This window comes from Morganella psychrotolerans (assembly GCF_001676155.1).
Classification (GTDB): domain Bacteria; phylum Pseudomonadota; class Gammaproteobacteria; order Enterobacterales; family Enterobacteriaceae; genus Morganella; species Morganella psychrotolerans.
Genome location: NZ_LZEW01000001.1, coordinates 1,330,442 through 1,350,143 on the forward strand (window position 1 = coordinate 1,330,442; position 19,702 = coordinate 1,350,143).

Sequence of the window (19,702 nt, forward strand, 5' to 3'; positions counted from 1 at the left end):
TCCGCAACATCAGTTTGTCAGGCAAACGGATCTTCCGGCCATGGAAATTGGTCCGCAGTCAGCGGTGGCGTATTGTAAAACGATTGCAGGGCATTAATAAACCGTGCGGCTCGTGGGGGTAATGAATTCTGTGAAAGATATTCCATCACCTGCCCGTGAACAATTCGCTTGAACTTGACGCGATCAGGCTCGAAATTGCCGTCAAGATTGTCACAGCTGACGTTAAACGGATAATCCGCCGCCTGACAAAACAGCCAGTCCAGCGCCTGCGGTTTTATTTCCACGACCTCAAATTCTGATTGTGTTTTTGCATCGCGCCCGTCCGGACAGTACCAATATCCGAAATCCACCTGTGTTCTGCGTTCCTTACCGGCAATGCACCAGTGGGAAATTTCATGAATTCCGCTGGCATAAAAACCGTGTGCAAACACTATCCGGTTATACGGCACGTCATCGTCAGCCGGCAGGTAGATAGGTTCCTCGTCGCCTTTAACCAGGCGGGTATTGAAATCAGCTGAAAACTCACCGTCAAAGACGTCAATTAATTGCTGAAAATGATGTTTACTCATTGATTATATGAACCACTAAAAATTAATGAAAAAGCTGAGACAGCCACGTACTGATAGTATCGCCGTGATTGTCATAAAGCAGTTTGATGCTCATCAGAAAAGAGACAGTTACCAGCATCGGACGGATCAGTTTTTGTCCGCGGCTCAATACCATACGCGCACCGAGACGCGCACCAATAAGCTGCCCGCCCAGCATAATAAAGCCCAGCAGCCAGATAACATGACCACTGAAAATAAAGAATGAGAGCGAACCGACATTTGACGCAAAATTAAGGACTTTGGCGTGCGCCGTGGCTTTTGCGAGGTTAAATCCCGCCAGTGTGACATATGCCAGCGCATAAAATGACCCGGCTCCGGGACCAAATACACCGTCATAAAAACCCAGTCCGACCCCTGCCGTACAGCCGAAGGCCAGCGGCATCAGGCGCTGTTTGCGATCTTCAGCACCAATTGCGGGCGTCAGCAGGAAATAGAGACCGATAGCAATAACCAACAGCGGCAATAACTGGCGCAGATATTCCGGATTAACAAACTGAACCAGCCCGGAGCCAATCACCGCACCAATCAGTGTCATGATTATCGGTATCCGCTGCCCGACGAGATCCACCGCCTTGCGGCGGATAAAGTAAAAACTGGCAGAAAATGAGCCGCCAACTGCCTGAAGTTTGTTGGTCGCCAGTGCCTGCACCGGCGGAATACCGACAGCCAGCAAAGCCGGTATGGTCAGTAACCCGCCGCCCCCGGCAATCGCATCAATAAACCCGGCTATCACTGCAACAAAAAACAGTAATACATAGATTTCAACCCCGAACTGAAACCATTCCATTTTATACCTGCCAATAAAAATCCCGGGTGAGTATCCGGGATAACAACATGTTATATCATGACCAGGCCGGTAACGGCGGGGTTACATCCGCACATTGTCCGCGATGACGCAAAAGGTGATCAAGCAGCACAATCGCTGTCATCGCTTCCGCAATCGGCACCGCACGTATCCCGACACAAGGGTCATGACGCCCTTTGGTGATCATAGTCACCTCTTCACCCTGCCGGTTCAGCGTATTACCGGGAACAGTAATCGATGATGTCGGTTTCAGGGCAATATGTGCGATGATTGGCTGGCCACTGCTGATGCCGCCGAGAATACCGCCTGCATGATTGCTGGTAAATCCGGACTGATAAATTTCATCCCGGTTTTCACTGCCTTTAAGGTTAACCACACCGAAACCATCTCCGATTTCGACACCTTTCACCGCATTGATACTCATCAGCGCATGCGCCAAATCTGCATCCAGGCGATCAAAGACCGGCTCACCAAGACCTGCGGGAACATGCTCTGCCACAACGGTCACTTTCGCCCCGACAGAATCCCCTTCTTTTTTCAGGCCGCGCAGTAATTCATCCAGCGCATCTAACTGACGTTCATCCGGACAGAAAAACGGGTTTTGCTCTGCCAGTGACCAGTCGCGGATATCACATTTAATATGCCCCATCTGAGTCAGGCAGCCACGGACAATCACACCGAATTTCTCATTCAGGTATTTTTTGGCAATCGCCCCTGCCGCCACACGCATTGCCGTTTCACGGGCTGATGAGCGTCCGCCGCCGCGATAGTCGCGAAAGCCATACTTTTGCTCATACGTGTAATCGGCGTGCCCGGGACGGAAAAGATCTTTGATTTCTCCGTAATCCTGCGAGCGCTGATCGGTATTTTCAATCAGCAGCCCGATACTGGTGCCGGTCGTCTTTCCTTCAAATACACCCGAAAGAATTCTGACCTGATCCGGCTCACGGCGCTGTGTGGTATAGCGCGAGGTTCCCGGACGGCGGCGATCGAGGTCAGTCTGTAAATCTGCCTCAGTCAGTGCCAGCCCCGGCGGAACGCCGTCAACAATGCAGCCCAGCGCAGGGCCATGTGATTCACCAAAGGTCGTTACGCGAAAAAGTTCTCCGATGCTGTTTCCGGCCATCCTGTTTTCCTGTCTCTGAATGTGTGCAAGTGAATGGTTTTAACCTATTTTTATGTGTCTATTCCTACATGAGGATTGTCTATTTGAAAAGCTTAAATGCATCATGATGTTCTGTTAATTGATCACGAGTTAACATAAATACGCCATCGCCGCCGTTATCGAAAGAGAGCCAGATGAACGGCACCTGCGGAAACTCATCAATCAGATGTACCTGACTGTTACCTACTTCACAAATCAGCACCGCGTCTTCAGACATAAAATCCGGGGCATTCGCAAGTATCCGGCGTACCAGTTTCAGCCCGTCACTGCCCGCAGCCAGCGCCAACTCTGGTTCTACCCGGAATTCATCCGGCAGGTCGCTCATATCTTCCGCATCCACATACGGCGGATTAGTCACAATAAGGTCATATTTCACTGCCGGCAGATTATTAAACAGATCTGATCGTATCGGCACCACGCGATGGGATAACCCGTGATTTTCAATGTTCATTTCTGTGACATCCAGCACATCGGCTGAAATGTCTGCGGCATCCACTTCTGCATCCGGGAATTCATACGCACAGGCAATAGCGATACAACCGCTGCCGGTACAGAGATCCAAAATTGTGTCCGGCTCGGCATCAAGCAGACCGGAAAAATGATTGTTAATCAGCTCACCAATCGGTGAACGGGGAATAAGCACCCGCTCATCCACATAAAATTCATGCCCGCAAAACCACGAACGGTTGGTCAGATACGGTACCGGAACACGCTCCGTAATACGGCGCAGCACCCGTTCAACAATGCGTTGGCGCTCAGATGATGTCAGCCGGGACTGATAAAGTTCCGCAGGCAGGTCAAGGGGCAGAAATAGTGTCGGCAGCGCCAGTTGGAGAGCTTCATCCCAGGCATTATCCGTTCCGTGTCCATACCAGATATTAGCAGCATTAAAGCGGCTCATCGCCCAGCGCAGCATGTCCTGTAGCGTGTGAAGCTCGGCAACGGCTTCATCAACGTAAATTTTATCCAAAAGTGCCTCCGGCGGGGTAAACCAAAATAAGATATCTGATGACATAGTTTGCCACGAAGTCGCCGCTAAATCAGCATATCTTGCGCAATACACACGAATTTTTCTCCCTGATCCTCCGTCATTACATGAGCTGCAAGGATGACGTCAACATCACTAAAGAAATCGGTTACACTATCGAAAATTATTTCTGATGAGATGTTATGAAAAAGAAGCCACCTTTAACCGATGACGACCTGCTGCTGTTTAAAGAAGCTATCAGCGGTACGCGTAAAATCAGGCAGGATAATGTGGTGCATCCGAAACCCCGGGCCAATGTAACCAAAATTGCTCCGGAGCGGCTGTTGCAGGATCAGATTGATGCCAGTTTTTATTTTTCGGATGAATACCGCCCGAATCTGGATATGGACGGCCCGACCCGCTATCTGCGCGAAAACGCCAGTCCGTATGAACTGAAAAAACTGCGCAGGGGTGATTATGTACCGGAACTGTTTCTTGATTTACACGGTTTAACGCAGCTTCAGGCCAAGCAGGAAATAGGCGCGCTGGTCGCGGCTGCCCGCCGCGAAAATACCTATTGTGTCTGTATCATGCACGGGCACGGTAAACATGTTCTGAAACAACAGACACCGCTGTGGCTGGCACAACACCCGGATGTCATTGCATTTTACCAGGCACCAAAAGAATGGGGCGGCACCGCTGCATTACTGCTGCTTATCGAAATTGACGAAACCGCCCGGCGTGAATAATCAGGCTAACTGACCCGGAGCGCGGTGCCAGCACAATGTACCGCAACCGTCCGTCAGTTCAATACAGGCAACAGAGGATGTCGCGAACATCGGTGCGGTTTCCTGCGGGCACAATGCAGCCACCAGATACCCCACCAGCGGCAGATGAGAAACAACCAATACGCCGCAGTGCCCTTCCTCCGCCAATACCTGTATATAGGACGCGACCATCTGCGCATCACCCGATGGCGTCAGACCCGGCATTACCTCGTCTGTTGGTGGTAAACTAAGATCACGGCGGATTTCGGTCAGTGTCTGTTCTGCCCTCAGATAAGGGCTGACCAGCACAGTATCGGTTTGCAAATGTTGCGTGGCAAGCCACTGCGCCATATTGCGGGACTCTGTAATTCCCTTTTCAGTTAAGGGCCGGACTGAATCACTGGCTGCTGCTAAAGCCGCATCGCCATGTCGCATAATCAAAACTTGCATACGTCACCGTCTGAACAGGACGGATACGATCGTTTCTGAGTTCACGGACCGCATCACGTCAAAGAATGAACTGCTTAACATTATCGTTATCGTCATTATTACTGCTGCCCCGTTTTCGGGTACAAACGCATTCTGCCTTAAATCAGCTGTAATTAAAATGATTCAGCACAGAGATAAACCCGAATTCTGCGCGGATCCTGCTCAGTAAAATAAAATCAATATCCGGTATTTCTGTCTGTTTTCCACGCATTACGCCACATAACACAAACCGGAAAATAACGTAATATTTTCATCAGAAAAAACGCAGGTTCTCTTCTGCCCGCCGCATCAATGCCTCACAAGGTGTAAAGCGGTCACCATAAAGGGCTGCCAGCGCCGTCAGTCTTTCCGCCACAACCTGTGGTGATAATGTGTCCATATAATAAAACGGTCCCCCCAAAAACGGCGGGAACCCGATACCGAATACCGCACCGATATCCCCGTCCGCAGGTGAGCGGATAACCTGTTCATCCAGCACTCTGACCGCTTCATTCAGCATCATCATCACACAGCGCTCTGCGATTGCCTGTGCAGTGAGCTGCCCTTGTGCAGCCGATCCCAGTAAATCGTAAATCTGTTTATCTGCTTTACGGGGTGCTTTTCGCCCGAACCGGCGCCATAACGGGAGTGGTGAATAATCATAAAATCCACGGCCATTTTTCTTACCCAGCCGGTTATCCTGGAAAATTGCCTGTAATTGCACCGGTAAGGCAAAACGTTCACCGAACTCCGCTTCCAGCACTGGCATAATTTTTGTCCCGACATCAATACCGACTTCATCCAGTAACGCGACCGGCCCCAACGGAAAACCGAAATCTGTCAGTGCATTATCAATTTTCTCCACCGGTTCCCCCTCAATAAGGCAACGCAGCGCCTCTGTGATATAGGGGGCAAGGATACGGTTAACATAAAACCCGGGTTTATCACCAACAACAATGGTTGTTTTCCCCTGTCTGCGCGCCAGTTGCAGTGTTGTTGCCAGCGTGACAGCATCCGTTCCCGCATGCGGAATAATTTCTGCCAGCGGCATTTTTTCCACAGGACTAAAATAGTGCAGCCCGATAATTTTCTCCGGGCGTAATGCGTTTTCAGCAATATCGCAGACAGGTAATGATGATGTGTTCGTGGCAAAAATAGTTTCCGGCTGCGTGACGGACTGAATTTCAGCAACCATCTGCTGTTTCAGCGCCAGAGATTCAAAAACAGCCTCAGTGACAAAATCAATGCGGTGAAAACCCCGGTAATCCGTTGTGCCGGTCATGCCGCCCATCAATTGTGTCCGCTCACGCGGAGAGAGCCGCCGTTGCTTTACCTGTTTACTCAGGTGCTGCCAGAAAAAAGCCAGCGCTTTACTGACACCATCCTGCGAAATATCTTTTATCCTGACCGGTAACCCGGCACGCTGACGGGTGACTGCCGCGATTCCGGCGCCCATCAGTCCGCCGCCCAAAACAGCCACATGATGTAACTCTGCCGGTTTCACATCACCTGCTCCGTCTTTTTTCAGTTTTGATGCCGCAAAGAAAATATGTCGCAGCGCGCCGGACGCAGCCGTTACCGCCAGTTTGCCGAATGCGGCTGATTCCGCCTGAAATCCTGCTCTCCGCCCTTTATCCAGACCACACTGCACAACATTGATAATCTGTTCCGCTGCCGGATAATGTCCATGAGTCAGGCGCTGCGTTTTTTTACGGGTTATGCGCAGAATAATATGACGGACTCCCTTCATCCGCTGAGTTTTCTGCCACAACGATTCCGGAGCCCGTCGTGCAGGATGAGCAGACAGTGCCCTTGCTGCCGCCGTTTCCAGTAAAATATCTTCAGGGACGATGTCATCCGCAAGCCGCAGTTTAAATGCCTGTTTTGCACGTAACTGCCGCCCGGTCAGCATCATGTCCAGTGCCGTTATCAGCCCGGTCAGCCCCGGCAGCCGTTGTGTTCCGCCGGAGCCCGGCAACAGCCCTAACTGCACCTCCGGCAAACCAAGCCGGGTTTTATCACTGTCCGTCACAATCCGGCTGTGGCAGGCCATCGCCAGCTCCAGCCCGCCACCGAGACAGCTACCGTGAATAGCCGCAATAATCGGCAGAGGATAATTTTCTATCAGATTAAATAATTGCTGACCTGCAGCAGACAGCGCCTGTGCCTGCGCCGCATCCTGACACGAGGCAATCATGTTAATGTCCGCTCCGGCAATAAAATTGCCTGGCTTTCCGGAGATAATGACCATTCCGCGCAGCCCTGAGATTTGCCGTGCTTCACGTAAAATGGCTTCAAACTGAGCGGCAAACTCTGCTTTCAGGGTATTTACCTTTTCACCCGGTACATTCATGGTGATCACCGCGACATTATCCGGACGAACGGTCAGATAAAAAGCAGAGGATATTTCATCAGAACGTGTTTTATTATAATCAGTCATTATTATTTCCTCCGTCCTATTCTGTTTCCCAGATCATCGCTACCCCAAGACCACCTGCGGCACACGCGGTTGTCATGGCAAAACCACCACCGCGCCGTTGCAGTTCCCGCAGGGTCTGAGTGACCATCCGCGCACCGGTTGCCGCAAACGGATGCCCGTATGCAATAGAGCCGCCGAGTACATTAAATTTATCCGGATCCACTTCACCGACCGCTTTTGAGCGATTGAGTTTTTCACGGGCAAAAGTATCGCTGGCAAAACATTGCAGGTTTGCCAGCACCTGAGCGGAAAATGCTTCATGCATATCAATCAGTGTCAGATCAGATAACGACAGTCCCGCCCGCGCCAATGCGGCAGGTGCGGCGTAAGACGGTCCCAGCAGCATATCTTCCCGCATACTCTCAGCGGTGAACGCATAACTGCGCAGAAAGCCCAGCGGAACCAGTCCCAGTTCGCGTGCGCGGGACTCAGACATCATCAGTACCGCAGCTGCACCATCAGTCAGAGGCGTACTGTTCGCGGCTGTAACTGTACCGTGGCGTTTATCAAATGCCGGTTTCAGTTGTGCATAGCTGCCTGCCAGTGAATTTTTCCGCAGCGTATTATCTTCTTCACAGACGTGTGTGAACGGCGCAAACCGTGCCGTCATAACCTCATCACGCAGCACACCGGAAGCCCATGCCTGTGTGGCGAACTGATGTGAGCGGTGAGCAAAGGCATCCTGGGCTTCGCGGGTAATATGGTAGCGTTTCGCCATCTGTTCTGCGGTATCGCCCATGCGCAGGCCAGTGGAGTACTCTGCCACTGCCGGGGCAACAGGCAGGAGATCGCGCGGGCGCAGCGATGCCAGTAACCTGAGCTTTTGTGAAAGTGAGCGGGCTTTGCTGAGATCCAGTAACGTCCCGGCGAGTTTACGGGATACACCAATAGGTAAAACAGACGAGGAATCCGCCCCGCCAGCCACCGCAATATGATTCTGACCACACTGAATAGCCTGTGCCGCACTGGCAATCGCCTGAAAACTGGTGGCGCAGGCACGGGTAACCGAATAAGCATCTGTTGTTACCGCAAGTCCCGCTCCTGGGACAATCTCCCTGGCAATATTGGGTGCAGCGGGCATTTGTATCACCTGCCCGAAAACGACAAGATCAACGAGTTCCGGGGGAAATGATTGCCTGAAAAGTAATTCCTGCACAACAGCGCGACCCAGTTCAATCGCCGGAACATCACGATAAACCGTTGATTGTTTTACAAACGGCGTTCGTAATCCGTCAATAATTGCAATTCGTTCTGCCTGCGCAAGTTTCATCCGTTTATCCTTACGTTATGAAAGGTTATCCCGACATGCGGTGGTCTGACCTGCTATTATTGTTAACACCATGTTGCATCTGCGCAATGCAAATTAATAAAAAAATGCGAGGCGACGCAGAGAAATGATTTTTTTTAAAGGCTGCAATTAAATTTCAGACATAAAAAAAAGCCCCCGTATTCAACGGAGGCCTGAATTCAGATTACGTATTCTTCAGATGAATTAACGTAAACCCAGTTCAAAAATCAGCGTTTCCGCCTGGCAGCAGAATGTGAAATCAGCTTTAAGTTCAACACCTTCGGCTGTATCTTTGAACTCACTGTGCATTTTGCAAGGATCTGAGGCCGCTGCGTTAGCTTTGGCAGTCAGCATTTCCAGCATTTTTTCGGCTTCTGCTTTTGATGCAAAAACACGCTCGAAAGAGGACGTGCAACTTTCGTTATCAATAATAGTACCCACGTCCACACAGCAACATGCGGCGGTTTCTTCTGCGCTACACAGTTTTTTTGCGTCAGCCATTTCAATCTCCCGTTAGTTAAAAATAGCTTACTATCTCAATGCTGAATCATACCATTTATCAAAGTAAATCATAAAATTTCAATCTATTGTTTGATCTACTCGGGCTAAAGCCATTTTTTGCCCTGAAAACGCCCTCGCTTGTTAATTTAATGTTAAGCAAATCTCATTTTAACATCTTAATTCGCTTATTTTAGTACAAAAAAAATAACATTCAGATGTACTGATCCTATACTCTCTCAACTGGTCTGATTTGTCATATCCACAAGCAAACATACAATCCAGCGCTACTTCTGACTATCAAAGTAGTACATAAACAAAATAAACAAGAGGGTTTTGGTCATGAACCAGAAAAACCTGTTCACTCGTTCAGCACTGGCAGTGGCAGTTTCTTTAGTAGCATCGAATGCCTTTGCAGCGGGTTTTCAATTAAATGAGTATTCAACTTCTGCACTCGGACGTGCTTTTTCAGGGGAAGGCGCCGTGGCAGATGATGCCAGCGTCGGCAGTCGTAATCCTGCAGCAATGACATTATTTGACCGCCCTTCATTTTCCGCAGGGGCGATTTACATTAACCCGGGCGTGGATATTAAAGGTAAATCCCCTCTCACAGGCAACAGTACTGATGCCAGTGATATCGCTCCGAGTGCAGTGGTGCCGAATCTGCATTTTGTTATGCCGATTGATGATAAATGGTCTGTCGGAGCATCCGCCACATCAAACTTTGGCCTGGCAACTGAGTTTAATGATAACTACTCTGCAGGTGCCATCGGCGGTAAAACTGACCTGATGACCGCCAATTTTAACCTTGCCGGCGCTTATCGTCTGAATGACAATTTCAGTTTCGGTCTGGGACTGAATGCCGTTTATGCGGATGCGGAAATTTCACGCCATACCGGTGAATTAGGATCTGTTGCCGCGCATCTTACCGGCAAACCTGAGCTGGGGAAAATTCCGGCAAACTCTAATCTTGCCAAACTCAAAGGCGATGGCTGGGGCTATGGCTGGAATGCCGGTATGTTATATGAACTGGATAAAGATAACCGTTTCAGCTTAACTTACCGTTCAAAAGTAACCGTAAAATTTAAAGACGGTGATTTTACTCAAAATATCCCGGGTCTGCTTGATCGTTCAACCAAAGGCAGCCTGGATCTTCATCTTCCGGATATCTGGGAATTTTCCGCCTATCACAAAGTCGCACCAAAATGGGCGGTTCACTATACCTTTGCCTACACGGGCTGGGATACATTTAAAGAGCTGAAAGCAACAGACAACGGCAGCGGTGACGTTCTGTTTGAAAAACATGAAGGCTTCAGCAATGCATACCGCGTAGCGCTGGGAACAACCTATTATCATGATGATAACTGGACATTCCGTGGCGGTGTGGCATTTGATGACAGCCCTGTACCAGCTAATAACCGCTCTATCTCAATTCCTGATCAGGATCGTATCTGGTTTAGCCTGGGTTCAACCTATGCCTTTAATAAAGATATGTCTGTGGATGTTGGTGTTGCCTATATGCATGGTCGTAAAGTCGATATTTCCGAGCCGCTGCTGACTAAAGACCAACTTCAGACTATCGGCACCAAGCTGGGTAATCCGAACATGCAAATGCCTAATTATGAGTTCAGCTCATCCGGTAAAGCCTGGTTATACGGTATTAACCTCAACTATACGTTCTGATTTTCCGGTTTTTATGCATAAAAAAAGTTCTGGTCAACAACCAGAACTTTTTTATTGCGATTATTTTATTGCGATTAATTGTAAAAGTAATTATTCGCCGTCGATAGAATCCAAATCACCGGCAATTGCAGCCGCATTCGGGTTTACCTGCGCTTTTAATTCCCCGCCGGATGCCAGGAAGTCATTACGCTGGAAATAGGCTTCACGCATCATCAGATACGGATCACTGGAGTTATGTAAAACGCCTTCTGAATCCAGTAACTGAGCACGATTATCAATCCCTTCAATCGCCCACTTACCCACACCCATCCAGATAGTCAGATAACTCAGCATCGGATACGTGGTATCCAGCCAATCCCCGCCGTCTACGCGCGGTGTCCAGCCACCATAGCCCGGAATGACCACATACGGACCATAACCGACACCATAGTTTCCTAACGTATTACCGAATCGAACCGGCTCCGCTTTGGCCAGTTTCGGGTTCGCCATCGATGCGACATCGATAAGACCGCCCAGACCAAAGACCGTATTCAGGAAAAAGCGGTTAAAATGCTTAAATCCCTGATAAACATCACCACGAAGAAAGCTGTTAACCATGCTTGCCGGTTCTTCAAGGTTTCCGAGGAAATTAATGGTACCGTTCCGTGCCGGAGTCGGTACATAATCACGCCAGGCAACTGCAACCGGTCTGAGCAGGTAAGGATCCAGCACATTATAGTTGAAATCAAACATCGTGCGGTTAAACCCTTCCAGCGGATCACTGCGCGTTCCCGGTGACTGATCCGAACTTGCACATCCGCCAATCAGCAGCACCGTAGCAAGTGTCAGGCCACTTACTTGATACTTCATAAGTTTCTCCATGCCAAAACGTGAGTTATTTTTTACAGTTTCACGTATCTATAAACTCAATATTATCCGGTATTAGCACATTTGTGTATGTAAATGATGCCGAAATTATTGCGTTACCCTGCCGACAGAGAGTGGTATCCTGCCTTTCCGGTCAGTTATCATCGGTAATAAAGGGGTTGTGATGAATAAGAAAGTCGGATTTATTGGTTGCGGAAATATGGGAAAGGCGATATTGAACGGACTAATTTCAGGGCAGATCCTCACACCTGACGCCGTTTTCGTCCATAATTACAGCCCGGCCAGTACCGCCCTGGTTGCTGCTGAGTTCGGTGTTCACGGAACAGCGAACACCACCACTGTCGCAGAACAATCTGATATTATATTTATTGGTGTAAAACCCTATTCTGTTACCGGAATTTTACAGGAAATTGCCCCCTCACTGAAAGCAGAGAGCATTATTATTTCCATCGCTGCCGGTGTCACTCTCAGCACACTCGAAGCCGCACTCCCGGCATCCTGTAAAGTCGTTCGCCTGATGCCGAATACCCCGGCACTGGTTAATGCGGGTATGACATCCGTTACACCCAACAAATTTTTGACGCAAGCAGATACCGAGCTTGTCATGTCGCTGTGCCGTAGCTTCGGACGTGCAGAAATAGTACCGGAATCATTAATTGATGCCGTAATTGGCGTCAGTGGCTCCGCCCCCGCTTACGTTTTTATGTTTATTGAAGCCATGGCTGACGCAGCCGTCGCAGGCGGAATGCCTCGCAAGCAAGCTTATGAATTTGCAGCGCAAACAGTGATGGGCGCCGCCAAAATGGTACTGGAAACCGGCAAACACCCGGGCGACCTGAAAGATATGGTCTGCTCCCCGGGCGGCACCACGATTGAAGCGGTCGCAAAACTGGAAGAAACCGGACTTCGCCGGTCAGTGATTGCAGGAGTGCGCAGCGCAATTGAAAAATCACAGGAAATGAGCCGGAAATAGCCGGTATATAACGGAACGACACCCCGTAATTTCGCACCGGTGTCGTTTCAATATTTTTTATTGTACTGAAAATGAACAAGTAAACGCTAAAAATTTGATTATTTCATGCTGACTGAGTAAGATAAACGCGCTTTTTTATGATGATACAAACAGAGTCCTCTTAGTTAAATGGATATAACAAGCCCCTCCTAAGGGCTAGTTGCAGGTTCGATTCCTGCAGGGGACACCAGCCATACATCTCAAACCATCCTGCCAAGTCTAATAATTTATTAAAAACAATAGATTAATTCAAATACACGTCTAGTGACATCCCACTCAGTTTACTGGAATCCAGACACTAATGCGTATACTATTGCGTATAGATCTAGGTTCAATGGAAAAACTATACACATTATGTTGCTTACAGACATCCAAATCCGCAAAGCAAAGCCCAAAGATAAAGCGTATACCCTGAATGATGGCAACGGGCTATCCCTGTTAATTGAACCTAACGGCTCAAAGGGCTGGCGTTTCCGGTACCGGTTCGCTGGTAAACCTAAAATGATCTCTTTGGGTGTGTACGATACCGTGACACTGGCAGGTGCCCGTAAAAAACGGGATGAAGCTAAAACACAGCTGACAGAAAATATCAATCCGAGTGATGCCCGCAAAGCCGACAAAATAACGCTCAAATTCGCCACCGAAAACACATTTCAGGCTGTTGCTATGGAATGGCATATATCAAAGCGTGCAGCCTGGTCTGAGGGTTATGCAGAGGAAATTTTGCGGTGTTTTGAAAATGACGTATTTCCGTATATTGGTAACCGCCCTATCGACCAAATAGCGCCGTTAGAGTTATTAGCCGTTCTGCAGAAAATTGAAAAGCGCGGAGCATTAGAGCAGGCCAGCAAGATCCGCAGGCGGTGCGGGGAAGTATACCGTTATGCAGTGATCACCGGCAGAGCAAAATATAACCCAGCACCTGATTTATCTGGTGCAATGAATAAACCGGAAGTGAAGCATTTTCCTTTCCTGCGTGAAAATGAAATACCCGATTTTGTTAAAGCACTGATTAACTATCAGGGTAGTAAAGTAACAAAATACGCGACACAGTTACTTATGTTGACTGGTGTCAGAACTGTAGAGCTACGCTTTGCTCAATGGGATGAATTTGATTTTGAAAATGCTCTGTGGGAGATTCCGAAAGAGCGCATGAAGAAACGCCGTCCTCACCTGGTGCCTTTATCACCACAGGTTATAGCAATCCTGAATGAACTGAAAATAATCACTGGCAATTATCCGTTACTTTTCCCCGGCAGAAATGACGCAAGAAAACCTATCAGTGAAGCGACTATCAACAAGGTGATCGAGAAAATTGGTTATAAAGGACGACTCACCGGGCACGGGTTCAGACACATGATGAGCACTATTCTGCATGAAAAAGGCTTTGATAGTGCATGGATTGAATTACAGCTTGCTCATGTTGATAAAAACTCCATCCGTGGAATTTATAATCATGCTTTATATTTTAATAACAGAATAATTATGATGAAATGGTATTCAGAAAAGCTATATTCTTCCGTTAATAACATCTAACATTAAACAAATATGATGTGTCATCTGAAATTGCTTATTTTTAGGTAAACCCGGAAAATGACGACGAGCACTACAGTCATAATAATGGTTAAGCCCAATATTAACACTATATTGGTTAACACTAGCTTGAGTTACGTTTGTTATTTGATCAGATACATCAAGGAACATAGTCGACATATCTGCACCACCTCTCTGAGTATTACTGGAAACAAAATGTCTGACCCAAATAAGCTGTGTAGCCAATTCTTTATATATTAAATGAGCTGCTATCGCTGAAGGTTGCCCGCCACCTGTCTCAAATACCTTTCCTGTAATAGTGTAATCACCAAATCCAATAAAATGCTGCCCTACATACAAATGCTTATCTGTAAAAGGTTCAGGTCCACTATAATCAGCATTTCTTGCAAGCTTTCTGAAATTGTCACTGACATCAATGAGTTTATGGGGAGGTAGTAATGCCACTTGGCTAACTCTTACGCTATTATTCAATGGGATGTGATAATGAACCATCGGTAAACCTGACAATTGAATCATTTCAGCATCACTCAGAGTAGAGTTATCATACAGCAATGCAACCCTTCTATTCCCATGACTAGTAATATATTGAATTAAAGCCTGATAGTTTATACCTGGTTGTATTAATACACCAACTATTATATTAGTTTTTGATGCGAGTATCGGCTGTAAACTTTGGTTTAATAAGTTAACATTATTATGACTCGAAAAATCTTTTTGATATGGATTCATGATAACAATTATGTCACTATTCCAAATATTCAAACACCTTAATAAATCAGAGGTATTAAAATTAACTGGCTCCAAGATTGGCAACAATCCAGTTAAATTTATATTATTCGAAGCCAGATCTCTCAAACTTAATAATTCAGAGCTTCTTGCAAATAAATACGGGCTATACATACAACTACTCCTTTTCAAAAATTAATAAGATTTAATTTTAGAGTCCATAAGATTAACAACATAATCTTTTTGTTTTTTAGACAGTGGTGTTGCATAGCCCAAAGCACGTAAACATGCAGGCAAAGAATAAATATAATCAATAAAATCTTTATTATTAGCCCTTTTTTTCATAGCTTGTAAAAAATAATCATTAGCTAATTTCAAAGGCATTGTGTTAAATACTTCTCTACAATATTTATAAACTAATCCATTAGGCAAATGGATCTTTTCATCTGTATAGTGCTCTATTATTGAAATGAACTCATTTTTTCTCATAATATTAAATATCTTATCATGCTTTATATTGTCAAAGTTTGATATAGCTTCTTTTTCTACTTTTAATGTATCTTTCATTGTTAATGAAATAACACCTATATAAGGAATATTTAAATCACAATATTTCTCAGCAAATTTGGGATGTGTAACAATATAAACTTTTTCAAAAACATCTAAATAATCAATTGATTGTGTAGATAGTCGCTTAGGAGTGTCATATTCTGATTTTATTTCATACGCTGTTGAACACCCATTAAATATTGCAACATCAACAATAGAATTGTTAACTGGTAACTCTATTGACGTTGAGCTTGTTCTTGGGCTATGTCTACCAAAAATAATTTTATTAACAATAGCTGATTTATACACATACTCATTTCGATAATTATTCTTTAACTTATCAAAATATGAAATAAAAACATCTCTCAATGTCATATTTGGGTATTCTGAAAGAATATTTTCAAAACCAACAAAAGCATCTTCTAAGCTCTTTCCCTTAGCTAATGAAGAAAAAAAAACTTCTTCTAAAGATCTTTGCGTAAAAAGTATTTAAATCATCATTATGTTGCATTAGTAACCATTCCACACTACATGACTTTGATACAAAGCCTAATAAACATCTAAGTATATGGTAGCCAATTGATAACCAGATGCAATAAAAAAAAATTAGATATTACGGCTCATGTCTCTTTCTAGCAAAATTACTACGTTTTCACAACGTAAAACAAAAAATCACGTAAAACGCACTACACCGCACCCGCCTGCGGCTTTTGGGTCTGGAATTTATTTCAGTTTTCATTTTGTTCAAACCATACCGCCGGAGTGCGTGGCTGCTGGGTTTCCCGCGATTTTTCCAAACTGAAATGTGTGAAACGTTTTTCAGTAAATTTCAGTTTCAGGTCGATGGCATTAACCAGAATGAAAATTCAACTAATTGAAATTAAATGATTTTTCTGTTTTACGTGAGATTTTACGCCGGGACTGGAACCCGCACAAAATTACAAAAGCCAGTATTCATGCGGGTTTGCGGGAAATGAAAAACTGAAATCACCTGAAAACAATAAATGATACCCGGCGTATTTTCCGGCATACCGGTGATAAAAATTTATCGGGCATTCTGTCTGTTCAGAACCTTTATACAAAGTCCCCGGTGAGGTAACGGCACATCCAGTTTGCTCTGACGAATGGTATGTGAATATGTAATTGTCACAACATAGGTGTATCCGCATTCCGGATCATTACAGCTGCAATACAGCTCAGGGATAATGAGTCCCTCTGTTTCAATTTTACGTATTGTGGATGCTGATGAACATTGCGGACAATATAATTTGAGTGTTCTCATTTCCTGTGATCCTTTTAACAGATGCCTGCCAGAATAAAGCCTTTTGAATACCTGCCTATCCATTTTCACTGGTAACAGTGGTAACACTGGTTACAGACCTGATTTATAAGAAGTTAATCTGTTACCACTTATCAAAATCAACGTGTAACGGGTGGTAACACCCTGCTGCTGTTACCTCGTGTTACCAGTCATAAAAATTAACTGGTAACACCGCAACGCCCCGTCATTACTGATTGTTACCTTTGTTACCTCTGTTACACATAAAAAATAAGATAGTCAGTTTTATTATTCCTCTCCGGCGCTGCCGAGCACCTGGCTGTTAAACAGATAAACCCGTTTAAGCCCTATTTCTGGCAGGCGTATGCTTGTCTGAGTCCTGCCGTCTTTACCTGCTTCCAGCCATCCTTTTTCCACACACAGCCGGGCAACTTTACGGGAGTCATACCCTTTACAGATTTCTTTCCATGCTGTCGGCAGAACATAGAACGCGATTGAGGGATCATCTCCCTGAGCTACTTTCTCAACCCGGCGGAACCCCATCATGCTGACCGGACGACTGTGCTCGTCGTACCAGTCTGCAAAGCGGCTGAACTGATTACGGGAAATAAAATCATTCACCTGTTCCAGTGCGGTGATATCTTCCTGATTTGCAGTATGACCACGATCTTTCATCCATGCCGCCATACAGCTTTCAGCCGCAGTAAATGCCTCTCCGGGCTTCCAGCCGGTCACGCCAGCCTGTGTGGCTATCTCTCCGGCCATAGCGACCAGTGCGAAACGGGTTATTGCACGACCAACCTGATTCCCTGCATTTTCCGGCATCATCCGGGCGGTATATTCTTTCAGTAAGGCTTTGGCTGTGCCTGAAACGTCCGTCAGATTTCCGGTCAGGTATTTGAGCCAGTCGCGGAACGGCGAACCGTGGTATTTTGTGACCGCCTGTTCAAGGTATTCCGCCAGTGCTTTACCGCTGGCAAACTCGTGTAATTCTTCAAATACCCCGTGCTTTCCGGAGTCACTCGGGATCTGGATCATCCTGACTTCAACACCGGCATATGTGCGTTCACCGGCGTTGGCAGCATGTTCAACCAGTGACAGTTCACCGGTAGACAGAAAAAGCAGATTCCAGCGGTTGGTTTCCCGGACGCTGCCGTCTGTTTTTGCCCTGGCTTTTCCCTGACCGTTAGCCAGCATATAGGCGATATTTCCCGCCTCTCTGCCGTCAACCTCGCGGATTTCATCCAGCATCAGCGTGGCATCATTGCGGCGGCAGGCTGTCCCTTCCAGCGCGTTACCGGTTGCCCGCCATGTGTACCAGTAATCGGTACCGCCACAAACAGATGCAGCGACTTTCATCGTGGTGGTTTTACCGTCCGTCGATTCCCCTTTCAGGTGATAACCGCCCCCGCCGACACCGACCAGCCGCAGCAAAGAGGATGCAAAAGCCAGACTGACAGAAAATGCCAGCCGGGCATTACCGGTGCAGTATTTGCCGATATGCTCCCGCCATTCCGCGCTGGTGCCGGAAACCCGGAAGTCTTTTCCCTGCACACTGGATGTCTGGAGGATCACCGAATCAGCCCCCGCACCGACGACTTCATCCTGAAGAACGTACACATTGCCGTGCCAGCCGGTTTTATTCACACAGGTGACTTTCCGTTCCGGTCTGCACAGTGAGATGTATTCCATCAGGTGCGCCCGTGCCTGACCTGAAATATTGATGTAAGAAAGTCCGTTCACCAGAAGTACACGCCGCAGCTCTTCACCGCTGCCGCTTAACATTTCCATCGGCATCGCCCATTTGCGGCTGTTGCCGTATGTGTCTTCCCATTCCAGCAAACGCCCGTAGTTGCTGCCGTCCGCATCACAGGTGATCGCTGTGACTTTTATCGGGCTACTGATTTTGATATTCCGGATTTCGGTATCACCGTCTGATTTATTAATCTGTTTATCAAACCACAGATATTCCTGAGTCAGCCGGAACCCCTGCGGCAGGCGGGTTTTGTCTTTCCCGAAATACATCATTTCTTCAAAGAATGCCTCTTTGAGTTTCTCCGGGTTATTTTCCTGCCGGTAATCATCCCAGTCTGCTTTGTAATGTGTCGGCGGCAATGTTACCCAGCCGTCAACCGCCCTTGCTGCCCGTTCCGCCCACATCTTGCCGGTGTTATCACTGCCGTCAGTAAAATCGTTATCACCGGCGATAATAATTCGGGCATCCGGCCATACGCCCCGCAGCTGTTGCGCCGCTTTAACCAGGTTAGTTGCGGCGACTGCCGCGACAATAAGAGCATCCGCGACTTTTGCCACACTCAGCCCGGTGGAAAAGCCTTCCGTAATGATGATTTGTTCCGGCTTTGCTGCTGCCTGCTGAGACACAATAATAAATGAGCCGGATAGTACAGAGCCGGATAACAGGCTTTTCTCTCCCGCCGGGCTTATCAGTTGCCCGCCGGTGACTGCCTGCTGACAATTTACCAGCGGCAGTAATAAGGAACCCGCAGGGAAAGAAATATTTGCCTGTGTATATGGCTGACCGGTAATGTTATATTGATTATTCATTAACCCTTTATTTGTCAGGTACTGGCTTTCGCCTGACACACTTCCGGATTTTAATTTTTCATAGGTTCCGACACCTTTTTCCGCGCTGACCTTTTTTATTCTGGCCGGCGTTATTTTTTTTAAATTCCGGTAACTGAATAATTTTATTAATTTCATAACAGGATGATTTAATATCTTTCCCTGTCACCAATGAGATCAAATCCAGACCGTCGCCATTACCGCAGTGATTACAGAACCACGTTCCTTTCCCGTTCTTATCGTCAAATCTGAAACGGTCTTTTCCCCCACATTTCGGACAAGCTCCGTGCTTATTATTTTCCGGCACGGTAATACCCATATTATGCAGAATATGAAACCAGCGTCCTTTCGACGCATTCATAATATCGGTGACGGTGGGCATTGCAGTATGACCGGCAGACCCG

General features: G+C 46.9%; 16 protein-coding genes, 1 tRNA gene and 1 pseudogene. 5 read left to right on the top strand and 13 right to left on the bottom strand.

The features are described from left to right. Positions 1-17: 17 nt before the first annotated feature. The 4 genes from AYY16_RS06475 to prmB form a co-directional block, all read right to left on the bottom strand. Positions 18-569: an elongation factor P hydroxylase gene (locus AYY16_RS06475; protein WP_067363564.1), complete on the bottom strand. Its 552-nt coding sequence runs from the start codon at positions 567-569 to the stop codon at positions 18-20. 22 nt (positions 570-591) lie between these two features. Continuing rightward, positions 592-1,395 (bottom strand): sulfite exporter TauE/SafE family protein, encoded by an 804-nt coding sequence (locus AYY16_RS06480; protein WP_067363567.1) that lies wholly within the window; start codon positions 1,393-1,395, stop codon positions 592-594. 55 nt (positions 1,396-1,450) lie between these two features. Beyond that, the gene (aroC, locus tag AYY16_RS06485) at positions 1,451-2,539 is read right to left on the bottom strand and encodes a chorismate synthase (protein ID WP_067363570.1); all 1,089 of its coding nucleotides are present in this window, start codon (positions 2,537-2,539) and stop codon (positions 1,451-1,453) included. 79 nt (positions 2,540-2,618) lie between these two features. Further along, complete coding sequence (gene prmB, locus AYY16_RS06490; protein WP_067364821.1) at positions 2,619-3,548, bottom strand: 50S ribosomal protein L3 N(5)-glutamine methyltransferase; 930 nt, start codon at positions 3,546-3,548, stop codon at positions 2,619-2,621. A 200-nt stretch (positions 3,549-3,748) separates the two neighbouring features. Here prmB and smrB point away from each other — a divergent pair, with 200 nt between their 5' ends. After that, positions 3,749-4,294 carry an endonuclease SmrB gene (smrB, locus tag AYY16_RS06495; protein ID WP_067363573.1) on the top strand — a complete coding sequence of 182 codons (546 nt, stop codon included), beginning with the start codon at positions 3,749-3,751 and terminating at the stop codon, positions 4,292-4,294. Here smrB and sixA read toward each other — a convergent pair whose 3' ends face one another. The 4 genes from sixA to AYY16_RS06515 form a co-directional block, all read right to left on the bottom strand. Beyond that, positions 4,295-4,762 (bottom strand): phosphohistidine phosphatase SixA, encoded by a 468-nt coding sequence (gene sixA, locus AYY16_RS06500; RefSeq protein ID WP_067363576.1) that lies wholly within the window; start codon positions 4,760-4,762, stop codon positions 4,295-4,297. 292 nt (positions 4,763-5,054) lie between these two features. Continuing rightward, positions 5,055-7,220 carry a fatty acid oxidation complex subunit alpha FadJ gene (gene fadJ / locus AYY16_RS06505; RefSeq protein ID WP_067363580.1) on the bottom strand — a complete coding sequence of 722 codons (2,166 nt, stop codon included), beginning with the start codon at positions 7,218-7,220 and terminating at the stop codon, positions 5,055-5,057. A gap of 16 nt (positions 7,221-7,236) precedes the next feature. Continuing rightward, positions 7,237-8,529, bottom strand: a complete 1,293-nt coding sequence (gene fadI, locus AYY16_RS06510) for an acetyl-CoA C-acyltransferase FadI (RefSeq protein WP_067363583.1) — start codon at positions 8,527-8,529, stop codon at positions 7,237-7,239. 222 nt (positions 8,530-8,751) lie between these two features. Next, on the bottom strand, positions 8,752-9,048 hold the full coding sequence (locus tag AYY16_RS06515) for a YfcZ/YiiS family protein (protein WP_067363586.1): 297 nt from the start codon (positions 9,046-9,048) through the stop codon (positions 8,752-8,754). A gap of 339 nt (positions 9,049-9,387) precedes the next feature. On the opposite strand from AYY16_RS06515, the gene fadL reads away from it, so the two are divergent. After that, on the top strand, positions 9,388-10,728 hold the full coding sequence (fadL, locus tag AYY16_RS06520; RefSeq protein ID WP_067363589.1) for a long-chain fatty acid transporter FadL: 1,341 nt from the start codon (positions 9,388-9,390) through the stop codon (positions 10,726-10,728). A gap of 90 nt (positions 10,729-10,818) precedes the next feature. On the opposite strand, the gene mlaA is transcribed toward fadL, so the two are convergent. Next, a complete protein-coding gene (gene mlaA, locus AYY16_RS06525) occupies positions 10,819-11,577 on the bottom strand; it encodes a phospholipid-binding lipoprotein MlaA (protein ID WP_067363592.1) in 759 nt (252 codons plus the stop codon). Positions 11,578-11,758: 181 nt separating this feature from the next. On the opposite strand from mlaA, the gene proC reads away from it, so the two are divergent. The 3 genes from proC (at position 11,759) to AYY16_RS06540 (ending at position 14,143) form a co-directional block, all read left to right on the top strand. Further along, entirely contained in the window at positions 11,759-12,568 is an 810-nt protein-coding gene (gene proC, locus AYY16_RS06530) for a pyrroline-5-carboxylate reductase (RefSeq protein ID WP_067363595.1), read from the top strand. A 154-nt stretch (positions 12,569-12,722) separates the two neighbouring features. Beyond that, positions 12,723-12,797 (top strand) — tRNA-Arg (locus AYY16_RS06535). Positions 12,798-12,961: 164 nt separating this feature from the next. Next, a complete protein-coding gene (locus AYY16_RS06540) occupies positions 12,962-14,143 on the top strand; it encodes a tyrosine-type recombinase/integrase (RefSeq protein ID WP_067363598.1) in 1,182 nt (393 codons plus the stop codon). Here the strand turns inward: AYY16_RS06540 and AYY16_RS06545 are convergent. The 4 genes and pseudogenes from AYY16_RS06545 to AYY16_RS06555 form a co-directional block, all read right to left on the bottom strand. Beyond that, positions 14,117-15,061 (bottom strand): sce7725 family protein, encoded by a 945-nt coding sequence (locus AYY16_RS06545; protein WP_067363601.1) that lies wholly within the window; start codon positions 15,059-15,061, stop codon positions 14,117-14,119. The genes AYY16_RS06540 and AYY16_RS06545 overlap by 27 nt on opposite strands. Positions 15,062-15,082: 21 nt before the next feature. Continuing rightward, on the bottom strand, positions 15,083-15,811 hold the full coding sequence (locus AYY16_RS06550) for a sce7726 family protein (protein ID WP_235846233.1): 729 nt from the start codon (positions 15,809-15,811) through the stop codon (positions 15,083-15,085). A gap of 670 nt (positions 15,812-16,481) precedes the next feature. After that, a complete protein-coding gene (locus AYY16_RS21670) occupies positions 16,482-16,781 on the bottom strand; it encodes an ogr/Delta-like zinc finger family protein (RefSeq protein ID WP_156664958.1) in 300 nt (99 codons plus the stop codon). Between the two features lie 222 nt (positions 16,782-17,003). Continuing rightward, positions 17,004-19,680, bottom strand: a pseudogene (locus AYY16_RS06555) (DUF927 domain-containing protein). Positions 19,681-19,702: the final 22 nt, after the last annotated feature.

Excerpts from the sequence above, each read along its gene's own strand:
- AYY16_RS06475 (WP_067363564.1), bottom strand. The coding sequence starts at position 569 with ATGAGTAAACATCATTTTCAGCAATTAATTGACGTCTTTGACGGTGAG.
- AYY16_RS06480 (WP_067363567.1), bottom strand. The coding sequence starts at position 1,395 with ATGGAATGGTTTCAGTTCGGGGTTGAAATCTATGTATTACTGTTTTTT.
- aroC (WP_067363570.1), bottom strand. The coding sequence starts at position 2,539 with ATGGCCGGAAACAGCATCGGAGAACTTTTTCGCGTAACGACCTTTGGT.
- smrB (WP_067363573.1), top strand. The coding sequence starts at position 3,749 with ATGAAAAAGAAGCCACCTTTAACCGATGACGACCTGCTGCTGTTTAAA.
- sixA (WP_067363576.1), bottom strand. The coding sequence starts at position 4,762 with ATGCAAGTTTTGATTATGCGACATGGCGATGCGGCTTTAGCAGCAGCC.
- fadJ (WP_067363580.1), bottom strand. The coding sequence starts at position 7,220 with ATGACTGATTATAATAAAACACGTTCTGATGAAATATCCTCTGCTTTT.
- fadI (WP_067363583.1), bottom strand. The coding sequence starts at position 8,529 with ATGAAACTTGCGCAGGCAGAACGAATTGCAATTATTGACGGATTACGA.
- AYY16_RS06515 (WP_067363586.1), bottom strand. The coding sequence starts at position 9,048 with ATGGCTGACGCAAAAAAACTGTGTAGCGCAGAAGAAACCGCCGCATGT.
- fadL (WP_067363589.1), top strand. The coding sequence starts at position 9,388 with ATGAACCAGAAAAACCTGTTCACTCGTTCAGCACTGGCAGTGGCAGTT.
- mlaA (WP_067363592.1), bottom strand. The coding sequence starts at position 11,577 with ATGAAGTATCAAGTAAGTGGCCTGACACTTGCTACGGTGCTGCTGATT.
- proC (WP_067363595.1), top strand. The coding sequence starts at position 11,759 with ATGAATAAGAAAGTCGGATTTATTGGTTGCGGAAATATGGGAAAGGCG.
- AYY16_RS06540 (WP_067363598.1), top strand. The coding sequence starts at position 12,962 with ATGTTGCTTACAGACATCCAAATCCGCAAAGCAAAGCCCAAAGATAAA.
- AYY16_RS06545 (WP_067363601.1), bottom strand. The coding sequence starts at position 15,061 with ATGTATAGCCCGTATTTATTTGCAAGAAGCTCTGAATTATTAAGTTTG.
- AYY16_RS06550 (WP_235846233.1), bottom strand. The coding sequence starts at position 15,811 with ATGACATTGAGAGATGTTTTTATTTCATATTTTGATAAGTTAAAGAAT.
- AYY16_RS21670 (WP_156664958.1), bottom strand. The coding sequence starts at position 16,781 with ATGGATAGGCAGGTATTCAAAAGGCTTTATTCTGGCAGGCATCTGTTA.